This is a genomic window from Nonomuraea sp. NPDC049480, from assembly GCF_044465905.1.
Classification (GTDB): Bacteria; Actinomycetota; Actinomycetes; order Streptosporangiales; family Streptosporangiaceae; genus Nonomuraea.
The window spans coordinates 329,283-346,087 of the sequence record NZ_JBITMD010000008.1 but is presented as its reverse complement, the minus strand read 5'-3'; the positions used below and the strand labels follow the sequence as shown (position 1 = coordinate 346,087).

Genomic DNA, 16,805 nt, shown 5'->3' with positions numbered 1-16,805 from the left:
TTCCGGCGCCTAAGCCGCTGTGGGGCCGGAGCTGCCCGGGCTGGCGTGCCACAACCGCCGGGGCGGGCTCACGACGGCGGGACCCAGGTCGGAGTAGGGCGAAAGGCGGAAGCCGTTGGGGTATTCGATCCGGCGGCCACCGACCCCCTCCGCTTCCTCGGGAGCCTGGGCGAGCAGCGCGCGGACCGCGTCGATGCCCTGGGAACGCCACAGCGCGTCCAGGTCGGCCAGGTTCCAGCAGTCCACCGCCCGCATCGACACCGCCCGCGTCCCGGTGCGCCGCACCACTCCCCTGGCCAGCATCAGCCACGACCCGAACACGGTCGCCGCGCACCGGCCCTGCACCGACTCGAAGAACGTCAGGTCGATCGGCCCGGTCGAGTCGTCGAGCGTGGTGAAGATGACGCGCTGGCCCGAGCGCACGGCCGGCGTCTGCGTGGCCACCTTGACCCCCGCCACCAGCACCTCGGCCCCGTTGCGCTGCGCGAGCAGGTCTCTGGAACGTACCACTCCGAGCAGGTCGAGCAGCTCGTCGTGGAAGCTGATGATGTGGCGGCTGACGTCGATGCCGAGGATCTCCAGCTCGGCCTCGACCATCTCCGACTCGGTCATCTCGGGCAGTTCCCCCGGCGGCAGGTGCTCGGTGAAGCCCAGCGGGAGCTGCACCGACGGCGGTGCGGCCGCCCGGGAGGGGCGGGCGGGGGCATAGCGTTTGGAGGCGCGCGGCCCGGCCCGCACGCCGCTCGACGAGGTCCGCTCCAGGGCGCCGACCTGCGCGATCAGGTCACGGCGGGTCAGCTCGCCGGGACGCCAGCGCGGGCCGCCCGGCCGCAGGTCGTGCAGCGCGTCCAGGCCGCCGACCTGGACGATCCGCTCGATCGTGGGCCGCGAGGGCCGGGCGCGGTCCCAGAAGTCGGCCAGCGACGTGTACGGCTGCCCGGAGACCATCCGCTCGACCTCGGCCTCGCTCACCCCCTTGATCGCCGAGAACGGCACCCGTAGCGCGTACCCCTTGCCGATCTCCCCGATCTCGAACGTCCGCCGCGCCGGAGAAGGACCCTCCAGCTGGGCGGGACGGACCCTGACCTGTACACGCGGCCCGATCCGCTCCACCCGCCAGTCCTTGCCCGACTTGTTGATGTCGAGCTGCAGGATCGCGACCCCGCACTGCCTGGCCTCGTCGATGATGACGCGCGGCGGGTACATGCCGGGCTCGTGCGTGAGCACCCCGGCGAAGAACGCCGCCGCGTGGTGCCGCTTCAGCCAGGCCGACTGGTAGGTCGGCAGCGCGAACGCCGCCGCGTGCGCCTTGCAGAACCCGAACGCCCCGAACGCGTCCAGCACCTGCCAGGCCCGGTCCACGGCCGTGTCGTCGAAGCCGTTCGCCTTGGCCATGGGGACGAACGTCTTGCGCACCCGCTCCCGCCCCTCCGGCGTGTCGAGGGTGCGCCGCAACATCTCGGCGTACGACAGGTCCCGTCCGGTCATCACGGAGATGATCTTCAGGACCTGCTCGTGGAACACCACGACGCCGTGCGTCTCCTGCAGCGCCTCCCGCAGCCGCTCGTGCGGGTAGTACGGCTGCCGCCACCCGTGCCTGGCCTCCAGGAAGGGGGTGACCATGTCCGAGTTGACCGGGCCCGGCCTGAACAGCGAGATGTCCACGATCAGGTCGTGCAGCGTCCGCGGCTCCAGCTTGGCCACCAGCTCGCGCTGGCCGGGCGACTCGATCTGGAAGCAGCCCAGGGTGCGGCTGGCGCAGATCATGTCGTAGGTGTCCTGGTCGTCGTGCGGGACGTACTGAACATTCGGCTGAACATTCGGCTGAACGCCGGGATCGTCGCCGCGCTGGGTGTCCAGCTCGACCACGACGTCGTCCACGCGTTTGATCTCGCTCAGCGTGTACGCCATCGCGGACTGCATCCGCACGCCCAGCACGTCGAGCTTGAGCAGCCCGGCCTCCTCCACGTCGTCCTTGTCGAACTGCGACATCGGGAACTCCAGGAGGCTGCGCTCCACCGGCGTCCGGTCCCGCAGCGCCGAGTTGCCGATGAGCACGCCGCACGGGTGCAGCGCGATGTGCCGGGGCAGGCCGTCGAGCTTCTCCGCCAGCCGGAACACCCGGTCCAGGCCGGCCTCGCCGAGGCGGCTGTCGCGCAGCTCCGGCAGGTCGTTCAGCGACGCGGTGATCTGCCTGGCCCTGATGTGCGGGAACGCCTTGGCGATGGCGTCGATCTCGTGCGGCGGCAGGCCCATCGCGCCGGCGACGTCACGGATGGCGCTGCGCGCCCGGTAGGTCTCCATCATGGACACGCAGGCCACGCGGGCCTCGCCGTACCGGTCGAAGATGGCCTTGTAGCAGTCGAGGCGGCGGGCGGACTCGACGTCCACGTCGATGTCGGGCAGCCCGATGCGGCCCTCGGACAGGAAGCGCTCCATGAGCAGGCCGTGATCGAGCGGGTTGACCTCGCCGATGCCGATGAGGTAGTTGACCAGGCTGCCGGCACCCGAGCCGCGGATGGCGCAGCGGATGCCCATCTCGCGGATCATGTCCGTGATGCCGGCCACGGCGATGAAATATCCGGACAGGCGCTTCTTTTCGATGATCGCCATCTCGTCCCGGAGGCGGCCCCTGGCGTCGCCGGAGCGTTCGAGCCCGCGCCTGATCAGCCCGTCCTCGACCCGGTGGCGCAGCAGCGGCACGGGGTCGCGGCCGATCTCGGGCAGGTGCAGGTTCGGCGGGTCGCTCCTGAGCGCGAGCAGGTCGAGCTCCATCGCGCACGCCTCGGCCAGCCGCCTGGTGGTGAACAGCAGCCGCTCCACCCGCTCCGGGTCCGCGCCGCAGACCTTGGCCGCCACCTGCCGCATCTCCTTGGTGCTCTTGAGGTAGGCGTGCGAGGTGGTGCGGTCCAGGTGGCGCGGATGCAGCGGGACGAGCTGGCGGGCCGCGTCGAGCACGTCGCCGACCTGGTGGTCGGCCGCGTCCAGGTAGCGCACCGCGTTGGTCAGGACGGCCGGCACCCCCATGGACTCGGCCAGGCCGAGCATGCGCACGGCCGTGGTGGCGTCGCGGAAGCCGTACTGGTCGACCAGCTCGATCACCACGCCGGGCACCGCGTCGCGCCACAGGCCCAGCAGCGTCCTGGCGTGCTCGTCGCGCCGCTCGGCCACCGCGCGGCCCACGTCGGACCTGGGGCCGAGCAGCACCACGAGCCCGTCGTCGGCGCCGAACCCGTGGTCGCCGCCCCGCTCACCGTTGGGGCCGCCGCCCCACTCGCCGACCAGCTCGCGGGTCACCTTGGGTGCGCCGCGTTCGGCGGCGTGGTGGGCGGCCGTGACCAGGCGGGACAGGCGGGACCAGCCTTTGCCGCGGGCCAGCACGGTGACCCGGTCCTCGGCGTTCGGCCCGGTCCTGGGCCGAGGGGGGCGCAAGCCGGGGACCGGGATGAACGCCGAGGCCGGGACGTCGAGCGCCAGGTTCACGCCGAGGACCGGGGCGATCCCGGCCTCTGCGCAGGCGTGGGCGTGCTTGACCGCGCCGTAGAGTCCGTCGCGGTCGGTCAGCCCGAGGATGTCCATGCCGTACTCGAACGCCCGGCTCACCAGCGCGTGCGGGAAGGCGGTGCCGTAGCGCATGGAGTACGCGGAGCACACGTGGAGGTGCGGGAACGGGGCCGCCATCAGTCCCACGCCCTCAGCAGCAGCCAGCCGTTGCCGGCGGTGTCGTAACGCAGCTCGTACGAGCCGACCTCGCGCCCCGGGCTGGCCTCCACCCGCCAGAACTGGCGTTCGCCGGGGTCGCCCTCACTGGTCTTCCACCACTCGCGCGCGACCACCCAGTGGTCGAGGACGCGGCGGACGAGATAGAGCCGGTCGCGCCAGACGAACTGGGTAGGCTCCCCGTCCCTGGTCCACACCTCTATCGGATCGCCATAGAGTCTGCTCAAGACGCTTCTCCCGCGGCTCTGGTCCTATTGCTGAGCCACCCGGGGGAAGGCGGGCGCTTATAAGTCGAACATATGTTCTCAGGCCCGAGATCGCAAGTCGATTGCCTGCCGGACGAGAGGGTTCGCGCCGATCGAGTTGCGGACGCTGAAGGCCACGCTGCCTGCGCGGTAGCGGTCGTCGGAGGTCTCCACGGGCCTGCCGTCGTGGGTGGTGGTGGTCCTGCGCTGGCGCAGGAGCGGGCTGCCGCGGCGCACTCCCAGCAGGCGGGCGTCCTGGACGCCGGCGGAGACCGCGTCGATGAGGTGCTCGCCGTAGGCGAACACGAGGCCGATCGCGTCATACAGCGCCTGGGTCACCGACTCGCAGTCGGCCGGGAGCCGCTCGACGGCGGGGGCCACCCACTCGGCGTACACCGTCCGCTCGACCAGGACGGGCTCCTCCTCCAGCGTGCGCACGCGCAGCACCTCCAGCACCTCCCCCTCGCCCAGCCTGGCGGACTCGGCGGCGCTCGGCCGCCGTCGGTGCTGCTCGATCACCTGCCCGCCGAACCGATAGCCGCCCGCGCGCGCCCACTGCGCGAAGCTGTGCAGCTCGGCGAAGCTCTGGCTGCGCGCGACACCGAGCACGATGCGCCGGGCGCCCTGCCGGGAGCCGACCAGACCCTCGGCGACCAGCACGGCCACCGCCTGCCGCACGGTGCCGCGCGCCGCGCCGTGGCGCCTGGCCAGCTCGGCCTCGCTGGGCAGCAGGGAGCCGACCGGATGGGCACCGGAGAGGATCTCCTCTCGCAGCTCATCGGCGATCAGTTCATAGCGCGCAACCACGCCCGCCCCTTCCTGTTCACGAAAGAGCAACATTCATGCGACTCACTAGTGCTGGCTTGTTTGTACAAGTTCCTCTAGTTTCTTGCCACACCCCCTGCACAATGGAGGCGTCGTGTTCACATCTCGCGCCCGCGCGGCCGGCGTTGCCGCGGTTCTCACCGTAGTCACCGCGGCGTGCGGTGCCGCTCCCGGCACCCAACAGACCACCCAGGCGTCGGAGGGCGGGGTGAACGCCGCCACGGCGACCTCCGCCGCCGACTTCGGCGGGCTCGACAAGCTCGTCGAGGCCGCGAAGAAGGAGGGCAACCTCCACGTCATCGCCCTGCCGCCCAACTGGGCGAACTACGGGGAGATCATCGAGAAGTTCCAGGCCAAGTACGGCATCAAGATCGAGAGTGAGACCCCCGACGCGGCCAGCGCCGACGAGATCAACGCCGTCAAGACCCGCAAGGGCCAGGACCGCGCCCCCGACGTGCTCGACCTCGGCCAGTCGTTCGCGCTCAGCGGCGCGACGGAGGGGTTGTTCGCGCCGTACAAGGTGCAGACGTTCGACAAGATCCCCGAGGGGCAGAAGGAGCCGACCGGGCTCTGGGTCAACGACTACGGCGGCTACGTGTCGATCGGCTGCGACGCCAAGAAGATCGCCACCTGCCCGACCAGCTTCAAGGACCTGCTCAAGCCCGAGTACAAGGGCAAGGTCGCGCTGAACGGCAACCCGACCAAGTCCGGCTCCGCCTTCGCCGGCGTGTACGCGGCCTCCATGGCCAACGGCGGCTCGTTCGACGACATCCAGCCCGGCATCGACTTCTTCAAGAAGCTGAAGGACGCCGGCAACTACAACCCGGTCGAGACCACCCCGGCGACCATCGAGAAGGGCGAGACCCAGATCAGCATCGACTGGGACTACAACAACGCCGCCTACGCGCCCCAGATGACGGCCAAGGGCATCGACTGGAAGGTCAACATCCCCTCGGACGGCAAGTACTTCCAGATGTACGCCCAGGCCATCAACAAGGACGCCCCGCACCCGGCCGCGGCCAGGCTGTGGCAGGAGTACCTCTACAGCGCCGAGGGCCAGAACCTCTTCCTCAAGGGCTTCGCCCGCCCCGTGCTGATGCCCGCGATGACCACCGACGGCACCGTGGACAAGGCGCTGGCCGAGAAGCTGCCCGCGGTGGAGGGCACGCCGACCTTCCCCAAGACCGAGCAGGTGGACGCGGCCAAGGCCAAGCTGGCCGCCGGCTGGGACACCGCGATCTCGGGATGAACCGGACCCGTTCGAAGGGCTGGCTGGGGGCGCTGCCCCTGCTGGCGTTCTTCGCGCTCGTCTTCGGCGTCCCCGCCATCGCACTGGTGGCGGGGGCGCTGACGGCGCAGGGGCGGCCGAGCCTGGCGAACCTGGCGCAGAGCCTGCAGGGCGGCTACCTCAACGCCATGATCGGCAGCATCAAGCTGTCGGCCGTGGTCGCGCTGCTGGGGGCCGCACTCGGCTCGTTCCTCGCCCACGCCGTCGTGACCTCGCGCTTCACGCTGCTGCGGGAGGGCGTGCTGACGGCCTCCGGGGTGCTGGCCAACTTCGGCGGGGTGCCGCTGGCGTTCTTCTGGATCGCCACGCTCGGCAACTCCGGCGTGGTCAGCGGCCTGATCGGGCTGCCCTCGGGCTCGCTCTACACGTTCTGGGGCCTGGTCGTGGTCTATCTCTACTTCTCGGTCCCGCTGATGGTGCTGGTCATGGCGCCGGCGCTGGACGGGCTGCGGCCTCAGTGGCGCGAGGCGGCCGCCAACAACGGCGCGACCAGCTGGCACTACTGGCGCTTCGTCGCGCTGCCGGTGCTGGCGCCGGCCGTGCTGGGCGGGGTGGTGCTGCTGTTCGGGAGCTCGTTCTCCGCGTACGCCACCGCGAACGCCATGGTCGGGACCGTCGTGCCGCTGGTCACCCTCAAGATCGCCAGCGCGCTCACCGGCGACGTGCTGATCGGCTACGAGAACATCGCGCTGGCCCTCAGCCTCGACATGATCGTGGTGGCCGGTCTGGTGATGGCGATCTACCTGCCGCTGCAGAGGAGGAGCTCGCGATGGCTGCACTGACCGGCCTGGAGCCCGTCGTCGCCGTCCCGAAGGCGCCCGCGCGGCCGCGGGTGTGGCGCGGGGTGGTGTTCCTGCTGTCCGCCGCCTACTTCCTGATCCCGCTCGGCGCCTCGCTCTGGTACACGGTCTACACCCCCACGGAAGGGGTGTCGCTGTCGGCCTATGGCGAGCTGCTGACGGCCGAGGGCTTCGCGCGGTCGCTGCTGCTGTCGCTGGCGCTGGCGGTGGCCACGATCGTGCTGGTGCTGCTGCTGTCGCTGCCCGCGATGCTGGCCGTGCGGCTGTTCGCGCCGCGGCTGCGGCCCGTGATGGAGGTGCTGTGCACGCTGCCGCTGGTGGTGCCGCCGATCACGTTCGTGGCCGGGCTCGGGACGTCGCTGCGCGTCGGGACCGACGTGCTGGCGCCGACGCCGCTCTGGGGCACGATCATCGCGGTGCAGGACCCGGGGTTCCCGGTGGTGCTGGTGCTGGCGTACGTGGTGCTGGTGCTGCCGTTCGTGTACCGGTCGCTGGACGCGGGGCTGCGGACCATGGACGTGCGGACGCTGGTGGAGGCGGCCCGCAATCTGGGCGCCTCGTGGCCGTACGTGCTCTTCCGGGTCGTCGTGCCCAACCTGCGCTCGGCGCTGGCCAGCGCGTCGTTCCTGACGCTGGCGCTGGTGCTGGGCGAGTACACCGTCGCCAGCCTGCTGGGGTACGAGCCGTTCGCGGTGTGGATCGTGACCGCCTCCGGCTCCAAGGGGCAGCTGTCGGTCGCCGTGTCGATCCTCAGCCTGCTGCTCATCTGGCTGCTGCTGCTCGCCGTGTCCACCGTCTTCGGTAGGGAGAAACAGAAATGACCGCATCGGTGGAGTTCCGGGGGCTGAGGCGGGTGTTCGGCAAGACGGTCGCGCTGGACGGGTTCGACCTGGTCGTCGCGCCCGGCGAGTTCGTCGCCCTGCTCGGCCCCTCGGGCTGCGGCAAGACGACGGCGCTGCGGTGCGTGGCCGGGTTCGAACGGCCGGACTCGGGCGCGGTGCTGGTGGACGGGAAGGACATCACGAACGTCCCGGCCAACAAGCGGGACGCGGGCATGGTCTTCCAGTCCTACTCTCTCTTCCCGAACCTCAACGCCCGCGACAACGTCGCCTTCGGCCTGCGCGTACGCAAGGCGCCCACGGCCGTGCGGCACGCCAAGGCGGACGAACTGCTCGAACTGGTCGGCCTGCCCCAGCACGCCGACCGCTACCCGCACCAGCTGTCCGGCGGCCAGCAGCAGCGCGTCGCCCTGGCCCGCGCGCTCGCCCTGGAGCCGCGCGTCCTGCTGCTGGACGAGCCGCTGTCGGCGCTGGACGCGAAGGTACGCGTGGCGCTGCGCGAGGAGATCCGCCGCCTCCAGCTCTCCCTGGGCATCACCACGATCTTCGTCACCCACGACCAGGAGGAGGCCCTGTCGGTCGCCGACCGGGTGGCGGTGCTCCGCGACGGGCGGCTGGAGCAGGTGGGCGCGCCCGCCGAGGTCTACGACCGGCCGGCCACGCCGTTCGTGGCGGAGTTCGTCGGCACCATGAACCACCTGGCCGGGCACGTCTCCGGGGACCAGGTGACGGTGCTCGGCCAGTTGCTGCCCGTGGACGGGCCGGCTCCCGAGGACCCCGCCGTGGACGTGCTGATCCGTCCCGAGGCGGTGCAGGTCGTCCCGGCCGAGGACGGGGCCGCCGAGGTGCTCGCGGCGTCCTTCCGCGGCGCCTCCGTACGGCTCCGGCTGGCGGTGGCGGGCGGGGAGGTGCTCGCCGACGTGCCCGGACACGAGGCCGCGCGGCTGGGGCCCGGCACGCGGGTCACGGTCCGGCTGGTGGAGCGTCCTGTACTGGTGGCCGCCCGCACGGTCACCGCTCCCACTCCCGTGGTTGCCGCCGATGCCGTCTGACCTCGCCGACCCCGACGCTGTCCTGCTGGACATGGACGGCACGCTGGTGGACACCGAGGGGTTGTGGTGGCAGGCGGTCGCCTCCGTCGCCGCCGGCCTCGGCCGTCCGCTGGACCCCGATGACGCCCCGCACGTCCTCGGCCGCACCTCCGACGACGTCGCGGCCCATCTCCTCCGGGACGCGTCGGTGGCCGACCGGCTGACCGACGCGTTCGCCGATCGTGTCGCGGCGAATGTGACGATCATGCCGGGCGCTCGGGAGCTCCTCGCCGAGCTGGCGGCCGCCTCCATCCCGACGGCCCTGGTCAGCGCCTCCCAGCGCCGCGTGATCGACCTGGTGCTCCCGCGCCTGGGCCACCCGTTCGACCTGGTCATCGCCGACGAGGACACGGCGCGGAGCAAGCCGTACCCGGACCCGTACCTGGAGGCGGCCCGGCGGCTGGGGGCGGCCCCGTCACGGTGCGTCGCCATCGAGGACAGCCCGACCGGCGTCGCGGCCGCCACCGCGGCCGGATGCCGCGTGCTGCTCGCCGTGCCGTCCGGGTTGCCGTCGCTCGCCCATGTGCGGGCGTCGCTGGCGGGTGAGGGCGCGTGACGTACGTGTCTCTGCGGCGATCACCCAGTATCGGTAAGCTTGCGCGCCGTGAACGGTGAAACCTCCCACATCGGGCGCTACAGGTTGCTTAGCGTGCTGGGCCGAGGCGGGATGGGCACGGTCCATCTCGCCGAGGACCCCTCCGGGCAGCGGGTCGCCGTCAAAGTGATCAACCCGGAACTGACCCAGCACGAGCAGTTCCGCATGCGCTTCCGCAGGGAGGCCGACGCCGCCCGGAGGGTGCGCAGGTTCTGCACGGCCGCGGTGCTGGAGGCCGCGCTCGACGGCGACCAGCTCTACGTGGTCACCGAATACGTGCCCGGCCCCAACTTGGAGGAGGCCGTACGCCAGTCGGGGCCGCTGCGCGGCTCCAGTCTCGACGCGCTGGCCGTCAGCGTGGCCACCGCGCTCACCGCCATCCACGGGGCCGGAGTGGTGCACCGGGACCTCAAGCCGTCCAACGTGCTGCTGTCCTCGGTCGGGCCGCGCGTGATCGACTTCGGCATCGCGCGGGCGCTCGACACGCTCGGCGGCGTCACCGGAACCGGCGAGCTGATCGGCACGCCCCGCTACATGGCGCCCGAGGTGCTGCGGGGGGAGCCGGTCTCGCCGACCTGCGACGTGTTCTCGTGGGGATGCCTGGTCGCGTTCGCCGCCAGCGGGCAGGCTCCCTTCGGCGGGGACACCCTGCCGGCGATCGTCTACCAGGTGCTCAACACCGAGCCGGCTCTCGACGACGTCGAGCCGGGTCTGCGCGAGCTGGTCAGGGCGGCGCTGCAGAAGGACCCGGCCCTGCGGCCCACGGCGCAGCAGCTGCTCGACCACCTCGTCGGACGGTCGGCCGCCCCCGAGCAGGCGGCGCAGACCGTGCAGGTGGCCTGGCAGCACGCCACCACGCCGTACACCGAGGCCGCGCCCCTTGCGGACAAGCGGGGCCGCGTCAGGCTGTACGGAGTCCTCGCGGCCGCCGCCGCCCTCGCCGTGGGCGCGGGCGTGATCGCCTGGAGCGTGCTCACGCCCGGTAAGCCGCCGGACCTGGGCGTGCTCTACGCCGAGGACTTCACGCAGACCTCCGGCGGCTGGAACGGCACGTACGACCCCGAGGCGACCAGCAGCTACGGCTACCGCACCGACGGCACGTACGGGCTGGACGTGGAGCAGGGCACCGAGGAGCGGTGGGCGAAGGCCCCCATCCCCTTCCTCGTCGCCACTCCGACGACCACCCCCAACCCCTCCGCCACGCCCACCCCGATGTTGCCGGCGACCGTCGTCGTCGGCGTCACCGCCGAGGTCAAGAAGTCATCGGGCACCGGCGAGTACGGCGTCTACTGCCACAACGTCAACGACGACGACACCTACTACGAGTTCGGGCTGGACACGGCGGGGAAGGCCAGGATCCGGCGCATCGTCGACGGGGCGGGCGGCACGCTGGCCCAGCCGATCGAGGTCGAAGGGGTGCGCGGCAAGCCGGCCCGCATCGTGGCCGCGTGCGAGCAGCAAGGGTCCGCGGTGCGGCTGACGATGTGGGTGAACGACAAGCAGGTGCACCGGGTGGACGATCCGAACGGTCTCGGCAACGGGTACGTCGGCCTGTTCGCGCGTACGCCGAAGGGCAGCGAAGCGCTGCTGAAGACCACGTTCGACGACTTCGAGCTGCGCGGGAAGAAGGCGGACTCCTAACCTCCGGCCCGCGCGCGTCAGAGGACTCCGGCGCGGGCCGCGGCCAGGGCGGCGTCGGCGGCCCGGTCGGCGTCCCGCTCGGTCACCGGCTCGTGCGCGACGAACAACCTGTAGTAGACCGGCGCCACCGCGACCCTGATCACCTCCCGTACGTCGACGACGTCGGGCAACTCGCCCCGCGCGACCGCCCGTCGTACGACCTCGGCCGACTGCTCGTGCCTGGCGACGAAGAACTCGTGCAGCGCCCGCGCAGCCTCCGCGTTCTGCACGGCCGCCGCCACGAACGCCGACGACACCGGCCCCAGATCCGGGTCGGCGAACCCGGAGCGTACGAGCTGGACGATGCCCCGCAGATCACCCTCGATCGTGCCGGTGTCGGGAATCGGCCACGGCTCGTCCCTGGCCAGCTCGAGCGCGTCGGAGATCAGCCCCTCCACGCTCCCCCAGCGCCGGTAGACGGTCGTCTTGTGCACGCCCGACCGCTCGGCGACCCGCTCGACCGTCAATCCCGGGTAGCCGTGCTCGACCAGCTCGATGAGCGTGGCCTGGCGTACGGCGTCGCGAACCCGCGCGCTCCGCCCTCCCGGACGTTTGCTGCCCGCTTCCAAAAAATACTCCAGTTGCGTTTGTGTTTCCACCGTGGCATACTAACGCTACACCAGTTGCGATTGGAGTTCTATCCTGATTCACCTCCGAAACGTGTCCAAGTCCTACGGAGGGCGCGCCGTCCTCACCGGCGTGACCATGTCCGTCAAGCCCGGCGAGCGCGCCGGCATCGTGGGCGAGAACGGCTCGGGCAAGTCCACGCTGCTCCGGCTGCTGGCCGGGGTCGAGCGGCCGGACGACGGCGAGATCATCGCGCCCGACGACGCCGGCCACCTCGGGCAGACGCTCGGCCTGCCGCCCTCCTGCACGGTCACGCAGGCCATCGACGCCGCGCTGGCCGGCCTGCGCGCCATGGAGCGCAGGATGCGCCAGCTGGAGTCCGCGCTCACGGACGAGGTCATCGACGAGTACGGCGAGCTGCTCACCGCTTTCGAGGCGTGCGGCGGCTATGAGGCGGACGCACGGGTGGACAAGGCCTTCCACGGCCTCGGCCTGGCCCACGTCGGCCGCGACCGGGTCCTGTCCAGCCTGTCGGGCGGCGAGCAGGCCCGGCTGGGGCTGGCCTGCGTGCTGGCCGCCGCCCCTCGGGTGCTGCTGCTCGACGAGCCGACCAACCACCTCGACGAGTCGGCGCTGGCCTGGCTGGAGGAGCGCCTGCGCGAGCACCGGGGCACGGTCGTCGTGGTGTCGCACGACCGGGTCTTCCTCGACCGGGTCGCCACCGCCGTGCTGGAGGTCGAGGACGGCGCCGTCACCCGCTTCGGCGGCGGCTACCCGGGCTTCCTGTCCGCCAAGGCGGCGGCGCGGGCGCGCTGGGAGCAGTCCTACGCGGCGTGGTGCGAGGAGGTGCGGCAGGTACGCGAGCACGCCGCCACCACCGCCCACCGGGTCGCGGCGGGGCGGGTGATGCGCGACAACAACAAAATGGCGTACGACCGCAACGCCGGGCGGGTGCAGAGCTCGGTGGCCAGCCGCGTCCGCAACGCCCATGAGCGGCTGCGCAGACTGCTGGACGACCCGGTGGCCCGCCCACCGGACCCGCTGCGCTTCCGCGGCACGTTCGGCACCGCCGATCCCGCTGCCCAGGAGCCGGGCGCCGAGCCGGTGAGCGGAGGCGCCGATGCGGGTGTGATCGTCGAGCTGCGTGACATCCGCGTCGGTGACCGGCTGCGGGTCGAGTCGTTGACGATCAGGGCAGGCGATCGGGTGCTGGTGCGCGGCGCCAACGGCGCGGGCAAGTCGACGCTGCTGCGGGCCATCGCCGAGCACGTCCCCGACCACGTCAAGGCCGGTCACCTGCCGCAGGAGGTGGCGTTCGACCCGGACCTGACCGTCCTGGCCGCCTACGGGCGCGGCTACGCGGACGAGCGCGGACAGGCGCTGCTGAGCACCGGGCTGTTCAGACCGCACACGCTCGGCCAGAAGGTGGGTGAGCTGTCGGTCGGCCAGCGGCGCAGGCTGGCGCTGGCCAGGCTGCTGGCGGACGAGCACGACCTGCTGCTGCTCGACGAGCCGACGAACCACCTGTCGCCGCTCCTGTCCGAGGAGCTGGAGCAGGCGCTCGGCCACTACCGCGGCACGCTCGTCGTGGTGTCGCACGACCGCGCGCTCACCCGGCGCTTCCGAGGCGAAGAACTCCATCTCGCAGGGGGACAGCTATGTTGACCATGATCGACGCGGGTGCGCCGTACGGCATCGCCGCCGGGACGGACGGAGCCCTCTGGTTCACGCTCGTCCACCAAGGGCGGGTCGGCAGGATGGTGCCCGGGCAGGAGCCGGTGATCCACCAGCTCGATCCGGCCGACGGACAGCCGACCGTGATCGCGCCCGGACCCGGCGGTGCGATGTGGTTCGCCGAAGGGCAGGGCGGCCGGGTCTGCCGCATCACCGCCGACGGGCAGGTGACCGCCCATGCGGCGGACTCGCCGTACGGGATCGCCGCCGGTCCGGACGGCGCCATGTGGTTCACCCAGATGCGGACCGGGAGGATCGGGCGCATCGGGCCGGATGGCGCGCCTGCGGAGTTCGAGGTGCCGGTGGAGGGTGGCGGCATGCCGGCCTTCATCGCGGCAGGGCCGGACGGCGCCATGTGGTTCACGCTCAACCAGGGCAACGCCATCGGGCGGATCTCGGCGGCGGGTGAGGTGGTCGTTCACCGGCTCCCGACGGAGGGGGCCGCGCCGGTCGGCATCACGTGCGGGCCGGACGGGGCAATGTGGTTCGTCGAGATCGGCGCGGGTCAGATCGGGCGGATCGACACCTCAGGGAAGATCGTTGAATTTCCGCTTCCGGACCGAGCTTGCCGGCCGCACGCGATCGTCGCGGGTCCCGACGGCGCCCTCTGGTTCACCGAGTGGGCCGTCGGCCGGGTGGGCCGCATCACGACTGACGGCGCTGTCGAAGAGCGTCCTCTCCCCGGCCTGCCGGCGGAAGGGGGTGGCGAGGCGCGGAAGGCCGAGCCGCACGGGTTGACGGTCGGGCCGGACGGCGCGATCTGGGTGGCGTTGGAGGCGGGCGCCCTGGCCCGCCTCACCTGACCGCTCCCCCGGCGGTGGCCGGCCGTTCGACGATGGCACCCGGTTGGCATGGACGTTGACGGACGGAGTTGACTAGGGGCATGCATGCCATCATCGTCTCCGCCCAGGGCGGTCCAGAAGTTCTCGAGTACGTCGAACGTCCCGACCCCACACCAGGTGACGGCGAGGTCGTGGTCGACGTCTCCGCCAGCGGCGTCAACTTCATCGACATCTACCACCGCTCCGGCGCCTACCCGCTCCGGCTCCCCACGCCGATCGGCTCCGAGGGCGCGGGGACCGTGTCGGCCGTCGGGGCGGGGGTGCGGGACGTGGCCGTGGGCGACACGGTGGCGTGGGCCAGTGTGCTGGGCAGCTACGCGGAGAAGGCCGTCATCCCGGCCGATCGCGTGGTGCCGGTGCCGGACGGCGTGCCGGCCGACGTGGCGGCCGCTGCGATGCTGCAGGGCATGACGGCCCACTACCTGACCCACTCCACGTACCAGGTCAAGGAGGGCGACCAGGTGCTCGTCCACGCCGGGGCGGGCGGCATGGGGCAGCTGCTGATCCAGCTCTCCAAGCTCAGGGGCGCCAAGGTGTACACCACGGTCTCCACCAGCGAGAAGGAGAAGCTGGCGCGCGAGGCCGGGGCGGACGAGGTGCTGCGGTACGACGACTTCGCGGAGGCGCTGCGCAACAAGATCGACGTCGTGTACGACGGAGTCGGGGCCACCACGTTCGACGGTGGTCTGGAGGCGTTGCGCCCGCGCGGCCTCATGGCCCTGTACGGCGCCGCCAGCGGCCCCGTGCCGCCGGTCGACCCCCAGGCGCTCAACAAGCAGGGGTCCCTGTTCCTCACCAGGCCCACGCTCGTGCACTACATCGCCGAGCGGGCGGAGCTGCTCCAGCGCGCGTCCGACCTGTTCGGGTGGATCTCCGAGGGGCGGCTGGCGATCAACATCTCGCGCCGCTACCCGCTGGCCGACGCGCGGCAGGCGCATGAGGACCTGGCGGGCCGCCGTACCACCGGAAAGTTGCTCCTCATACCCTGACACTCATGGACATCGCGGGATCTGTGTGGTCGTTCGCCGCCGTGGTCGCCCTGCTGACGTTGACGCCGGGGCTGGACACGGCCTTGATCCTGCGGACGTCGCTGGTGGCCGGCCGGCGGCCGGCCTGGGGCGTGACGCTGGGCATCCAGCTCGGCACGCTGGCCTGGGGCGTGCTCACCGCGGCGGGGCTGTCGGCGCTGCTGGCGGCCTCGCGGCCGGCGTACGAGGTGTTGCGCTGGGCCGGGGTGGCGTACCTGGTGTGGATGGGGGTGCGCATGATCCTGGCCAAGCAGCATGACCTTCCCGATCAGCAGCGGCAGGAGGTCGGGTTCCGGAGGGCGTTCGGCCGGGGGCTGACGACGAACCTGCTCAATCCCAAGGTGGGGGCGTTCTATGTGGCGATGTTGCCGCAGTTCATCCCGGACGGGGCGCCGCATGCGGTGATGGGCCTGCTGCTGGCGGGCGTGCACGTGGCCGAGGGGCTGGTGTGGAGTGCGGCGCTGATCGGGTTCGCGTCGTTGATGAGCGGGTTCCTGCGCTCGGCGGCGGTGCGGCGGATCCTCGACCGGCTGACGGGTGTGGTGATCGTCGGCTTCGGCGTGCGGCTGGCGACCAGCGACTGAATCCGTCCGGTCCGTCCAGGAGGCCGGCTGTTTCCAAGGTGAGCGCCGCCGCGCGCCCTGGTCCCCCGTCATCGGACAAGTCCGGCAACGGGTCGCGCCGTTTTGCTTCCGGGGCGCGGCAACGAGAAGGTGGGGGCGTGGAGACCGCGTTCGTGCTCGGCGGCGGAGGCGTGCTCGGCGCGCACGAAGTAGGGATGCTGCGGGCGCTCGACGAGGCCGGCATCACGCCCGACCTGGTGGTGGGCACGTCGGTCGGCGCGCTCAACGGGGCGGTGATCGCCGCCGCGCCGGGCGAGGCCGTCGCCAGACTGACCGGTTTGTGGCAGTCCGATGTCGTACGCACGGCGTTCACCGGCTCGTGGGTGGCCCGGCTGTCGACCCTGGCCAAGACCGGCACCCACCTGCACCCCATCGGGCCGCTCGGGGAGGTGCTGGGCGCGACGGTGGGGGTGCCGCACATCGAGGAGCTGGAGGTGCCGTTCCAGTGCGTGGCGGCCTCGGTGGAGCGGGCGGCGGCGCACTGGTTCACGCGCGGGCCGCTGGTCGAGGCCGTGCTGGCGTCGTGCGCGGTGCCCGGGCTGCTGCCGCCCGTCGTGATCGGCGGCGAGCACTTCTACGACGGCGGGCTGGTGCACAGCATCCCCGTCGGCCGGGCCGTGCTGCTCGGGGCCAAGCGCGTGTACGTCCTGCACGTGGGGCGGATCGAGCGGCCGCTCGCGCCGCCCAGGCGGTTCTGGGAGGTGGGGATGGTGGCATTCGAGATCGCGCGCCGGCACCGGTTCGCCGAGGACATGGCCAGCCTGCCGGCGGGCGTGGAGGTGCACGTGCTGCCCGCCGGGACGACCCAGCCGCTCTCGCCGCTCCGTTATCGCGACTTGTCACAGATCTCGGCGTACATTGACCGAGCCTACGAGGCGTCTTCTCGCTATTTGAGCGACAGTGGAGGATGAGGGCACTCTCTCAAGGG

General features: G+C 71.8%; 15 protein-coding genes. 11 read left to right on the top strand and 4 right to left on the bottom strand.

Translation table 11 applies throughout. The features are described from left to right. Positions 1–9 precede the first annotated feature (9 nt). The 3 genes from ACIBX3_RS24965 to ACIBX3_RS24955 all read right to left on the bottom strand — a co-directional run bounded on the left by ACIBX3_RS24965 (position 10) and on the right by ACIBX3_RS24955 (position 4,772). On the bottom strand, positions 10–3,681 hold the full coding sequence (locus ACIBX3_RS24965; RefSeq protein WP_397120827.1) for a DNA polymerase III subunit alpha: 3,672 nt from the start codon (positions 3,679–3,681) through the stop codon (positions 10–12). After that, positions 3,681–3,947 (bottom strand): DUF6504 family protein, encoded by a 267-nt coding sequence (locus tag ACIBX3_RS24960; protein ID WP_327590012.1) that lies wholly within the window; start codon positions 3,945–3,947, stop codon positions 3,681–3,683. Before ACIBX3_RS24960 ends, ACIBX3_RS24965 begins: the two co-directional genes overlap by 1 nt. Positions 3,948–4,025: 78 nt before the next feature. Beyond that, positions 4,026–4,772 carry a GntR family transcriptional regulator gene (locus ACIBX3_RS24955; RefSeq protein WP_397120824.1) on the bottom strand — a complete coding sequence of 249 codons (747 nt, stop codon included), beginning with the start codon at positions 4,770–4,772 and terminating at the stop codon, positions 4,026–4,028. 112 nt (positions 4,773–4,884) lie between these two features. Between ACIBX3_RS24955 and ACIBX3_RS24950 the strand changes: the two genes are divergently transcribed. From ACIBX3_RS24950 to ACIBX3_RS24925, 6 genes are read left to right on the top strand one after another with little or no spacing between them, the layout of a single operon-like run. Beyond that, positions 4,885–6,039, top strand: a complete 1,155-nt coding sequence (locus ACIBX3_RS24950; RefSeq protein ID WP_397120822.1) for an ABC transporter substrate-binding protein — start codon at positions 4,885–4,887, stop codon at positions 6,037–6,039. Then, on the top strand, positions 6,036–6,860 hold the full coding sequence (locus tag ACIBX3_RS24945; RefSeq protein ID WP_397120820.1) for an ABC transporter permease: 825 nt from the start codon (positions 6,036–6,038) through the stop codon (positions 6,858–6,860). The genes ACIBX3_RS24950 and ACIBX3_RS24945 overlap by 4 nt, the downstream gene beginning before the upstream one ends. After that, the gene (locus tag ACIBX3_RS24940) at positions 6,848–7,699 is read left to right on the top strand and encodes an ABC transporter permease (RefSeq protein WP_397120818.1); all 852 of its coding nucleotides are present in this window, start codon (positions 6,848–6,850) and stop codon (positions 7,697–7,699) included. Before ACIBX3_RS24945 ends, ACIBX3_RS24940 begins: the two co-directional genes overlap by 13 nt. Continuing rightward, on the top strand, positions 7,696–8,769 hold the full coding sequence (locus ACIBX3_RS24935) for an ABC transporter ATP-binding protein (protein WP_397120816.1): 1,074 nt from the start codon (positions 7,696–7,698) through the stop codon (positions 8,767–8,769). The genes ACIBX3_RS24940 and ACIBX3_RS24935 overlap by 4 nt, the downstream gene beginning before the upstream one ends. After that, positions 8,759–9,364 carry an HAD family hydrolase gene (locus ACIBX3_RS24930; protein ID WP_397120814.1) on the top strand — a complete coding sequence of 202 codons (606 nt, stop codon included), beginning with the start codon at positions 8,759–8,761 and terminating at the stop codon, positions 9,362–9,364. Before ACIBX3_RS24935 ends, ACIBX3_RS24930 begins: the two co-directional genes overlap by 11 nt. 48 nt (positions 9,365–9,412) lie before the next feature. After that, on the top strand, positions 9,413–11,044 hold the full coding sequence (locus ACIBX3_RS24925) for a serine/threonine-protein kinase (RefSeq protein WP_397120812.1): 1,632 nt from the start codon (positions 9,413–9,415) through the stop codon (positions 11,042–11,044). A gap of 17 nt (positions 11,045–11,061) precedes the next feature. Here ACIBX3_RS24925 and ACIBX3_RS24920 read toward each other — a convergent pair whose 3' ends face one another. Continuing rightward, positions 11,062–11,682 carry a TetR/AcrR family transcriptional regulator gene (locus ACIBX3_RS24920; protein WP_397120810.1) on the bottom strand — a complete coding sequence of 207 codons (621 nt, stop codon included), beginning with the start codon at positions 11,680–11,682 and terminating at the stop codon, positions 11,062–11,064. A gap of 40 nt (positions 11,683–11,722) precedes the next feature. On the opposite strand from ACIBX3_RS24920, the gene ACIBX3_RS24915 reads away from it, so the two are divergent. The 5 genes from ACIBX3_RS24915 (at position 11,723) to ACIBX3_RS24895 (ending at position 16,788) form a co-directional block, all read left to right on the top strand. Beyond that, positions 11,723–13,315 carry an ABC-F family ATP-binding cassette domain-containing protein gene (locus ACIBX3_RS24915; protein ID WP_397121034.1) on the top strand — a complete coding sequence of 531 codons (1,593 nt, stop codon included), beginning with the start codon at positions 11,723–11,725 and terminating at the stop codon, positions 13,313–13,315. Continuing rightward, positions 13,309–14,187 carry a virginiamycin B lyase gene (locus ACIBX3_RS24910; protein WP_397120808.1) on the top strand — a complete coding sequence of 293 codons (879 nt, stop codon included), beginning with the start codon at positions 13,309–13,311 and terminating at the stop codon, positions 14,185–14,187. The genes ACIBX3_RS24915 and ACIBX3_RS24910 overlap by 7 nt, the downstream gene beginning before the upstream one ends. Before the next feature lie 80 nt (positions 14,188–14,267). After that, positions 14,268–15,215: a quinone oxidoreductase family protein gene (locus ACIBX3_RS24905; RefSeq protein WP_397120806.1), complete on the top strand. Its 948-nt coding sequence runs from the start codon at positions 14,268–14,270 to the stop codon at positions 15,213–15,215. A gap of 5 nt (positions 15,216–15,220) precedes the next feature. Next, positions 15,221–15,838: a LysE family translocator gene (locus tag ACIBX3_RS24900; RefSeq protein WP_397120804.1), complete on the top strand. Its 618-nt coding sequence runs from the start codon at positions 15,221–15,223 to the stop codon at positions 15,836–15,838. A gap of 137 nt (positions 15,839–15,975) precedes the next feature. Then, a complete protein-coding gene (locus ACIBX3_RS24895) occupies positions 15,976–16,788 on the top strand; it encodes a patatin-like phospholipase family protein (RefSeq protein WP_397120802.1) in 813 nt (270 codons plus the stop codon). The last annotated feature ends 17 nt before the right edge of the window (positions 16,789–16,805 follow it).

What these genes read in the sequence shown, in the direction of transcription:
- ACIBX3_RS24965 (WP_397120827.1), bottom strand. Translation starts at nt 3,681, where the DNA reads ATGGCGGCCCCGTTCCCGCACCTCCACGTGTGCTCCGCGTACTCCATG.
- ACIBX3_RS24945 (WP_397120820.1), top strand. Translation starts at nt 6,036, where the DNA reads ATGAACCGGACCCGTTCGAAGGGCTGGCTGGGGGCGCTGCCCCTGCTG.
- ACIBX3_RS24940 (WP_397120818.1), top strand. Translation starts at nt 6,848, where the DNA reads ATGGCTGCACTGACCGGCCTGGAGCCCGTCGTCGCCGTCCCGAAGGCG.
- ACIBX3_RS24935 (WP_397120816.1), top strand. Translation starts at nt 7,696, where the DNA reads ATGACCGCATCGGTGGAGTTCCGGGGGCTGAGGCGGGTGTTCGGCAAG.
- ACIBX3_RS24930 (WP_397120814.1), top strand. Translation starts at nt 8,759, where the DNA reads ATGCCGTCTGACCTCGCCGACCCCGACGCTGTCCTGCTGGACATGGAC.
- ACIBX3_RS24910 (WP_397120808.1), top strand. Translation starts at nt 13,309, where the DNA reads ATGTTGACCATGATCGACGCGGGTGCGCCGTACGGCATCGCCGCCGGG.
- ACIBX3_RS24905 (WP_397120806.1), top strand. Translation starts at nt 14,268, where the DNA reads ATGCATGCCATCATCGTCTCCGCCCAGGGCGGTCCAGAAGTTCTCGAG.
- ACIBX3_RS24900 (WP_397120804.1), top strand. Translation starts at nt 15,221, where the DNA reads ATGGACATCGCGGGATCTGTGTGGTCGTTCGCCGCCGTGGTCGCCCTG.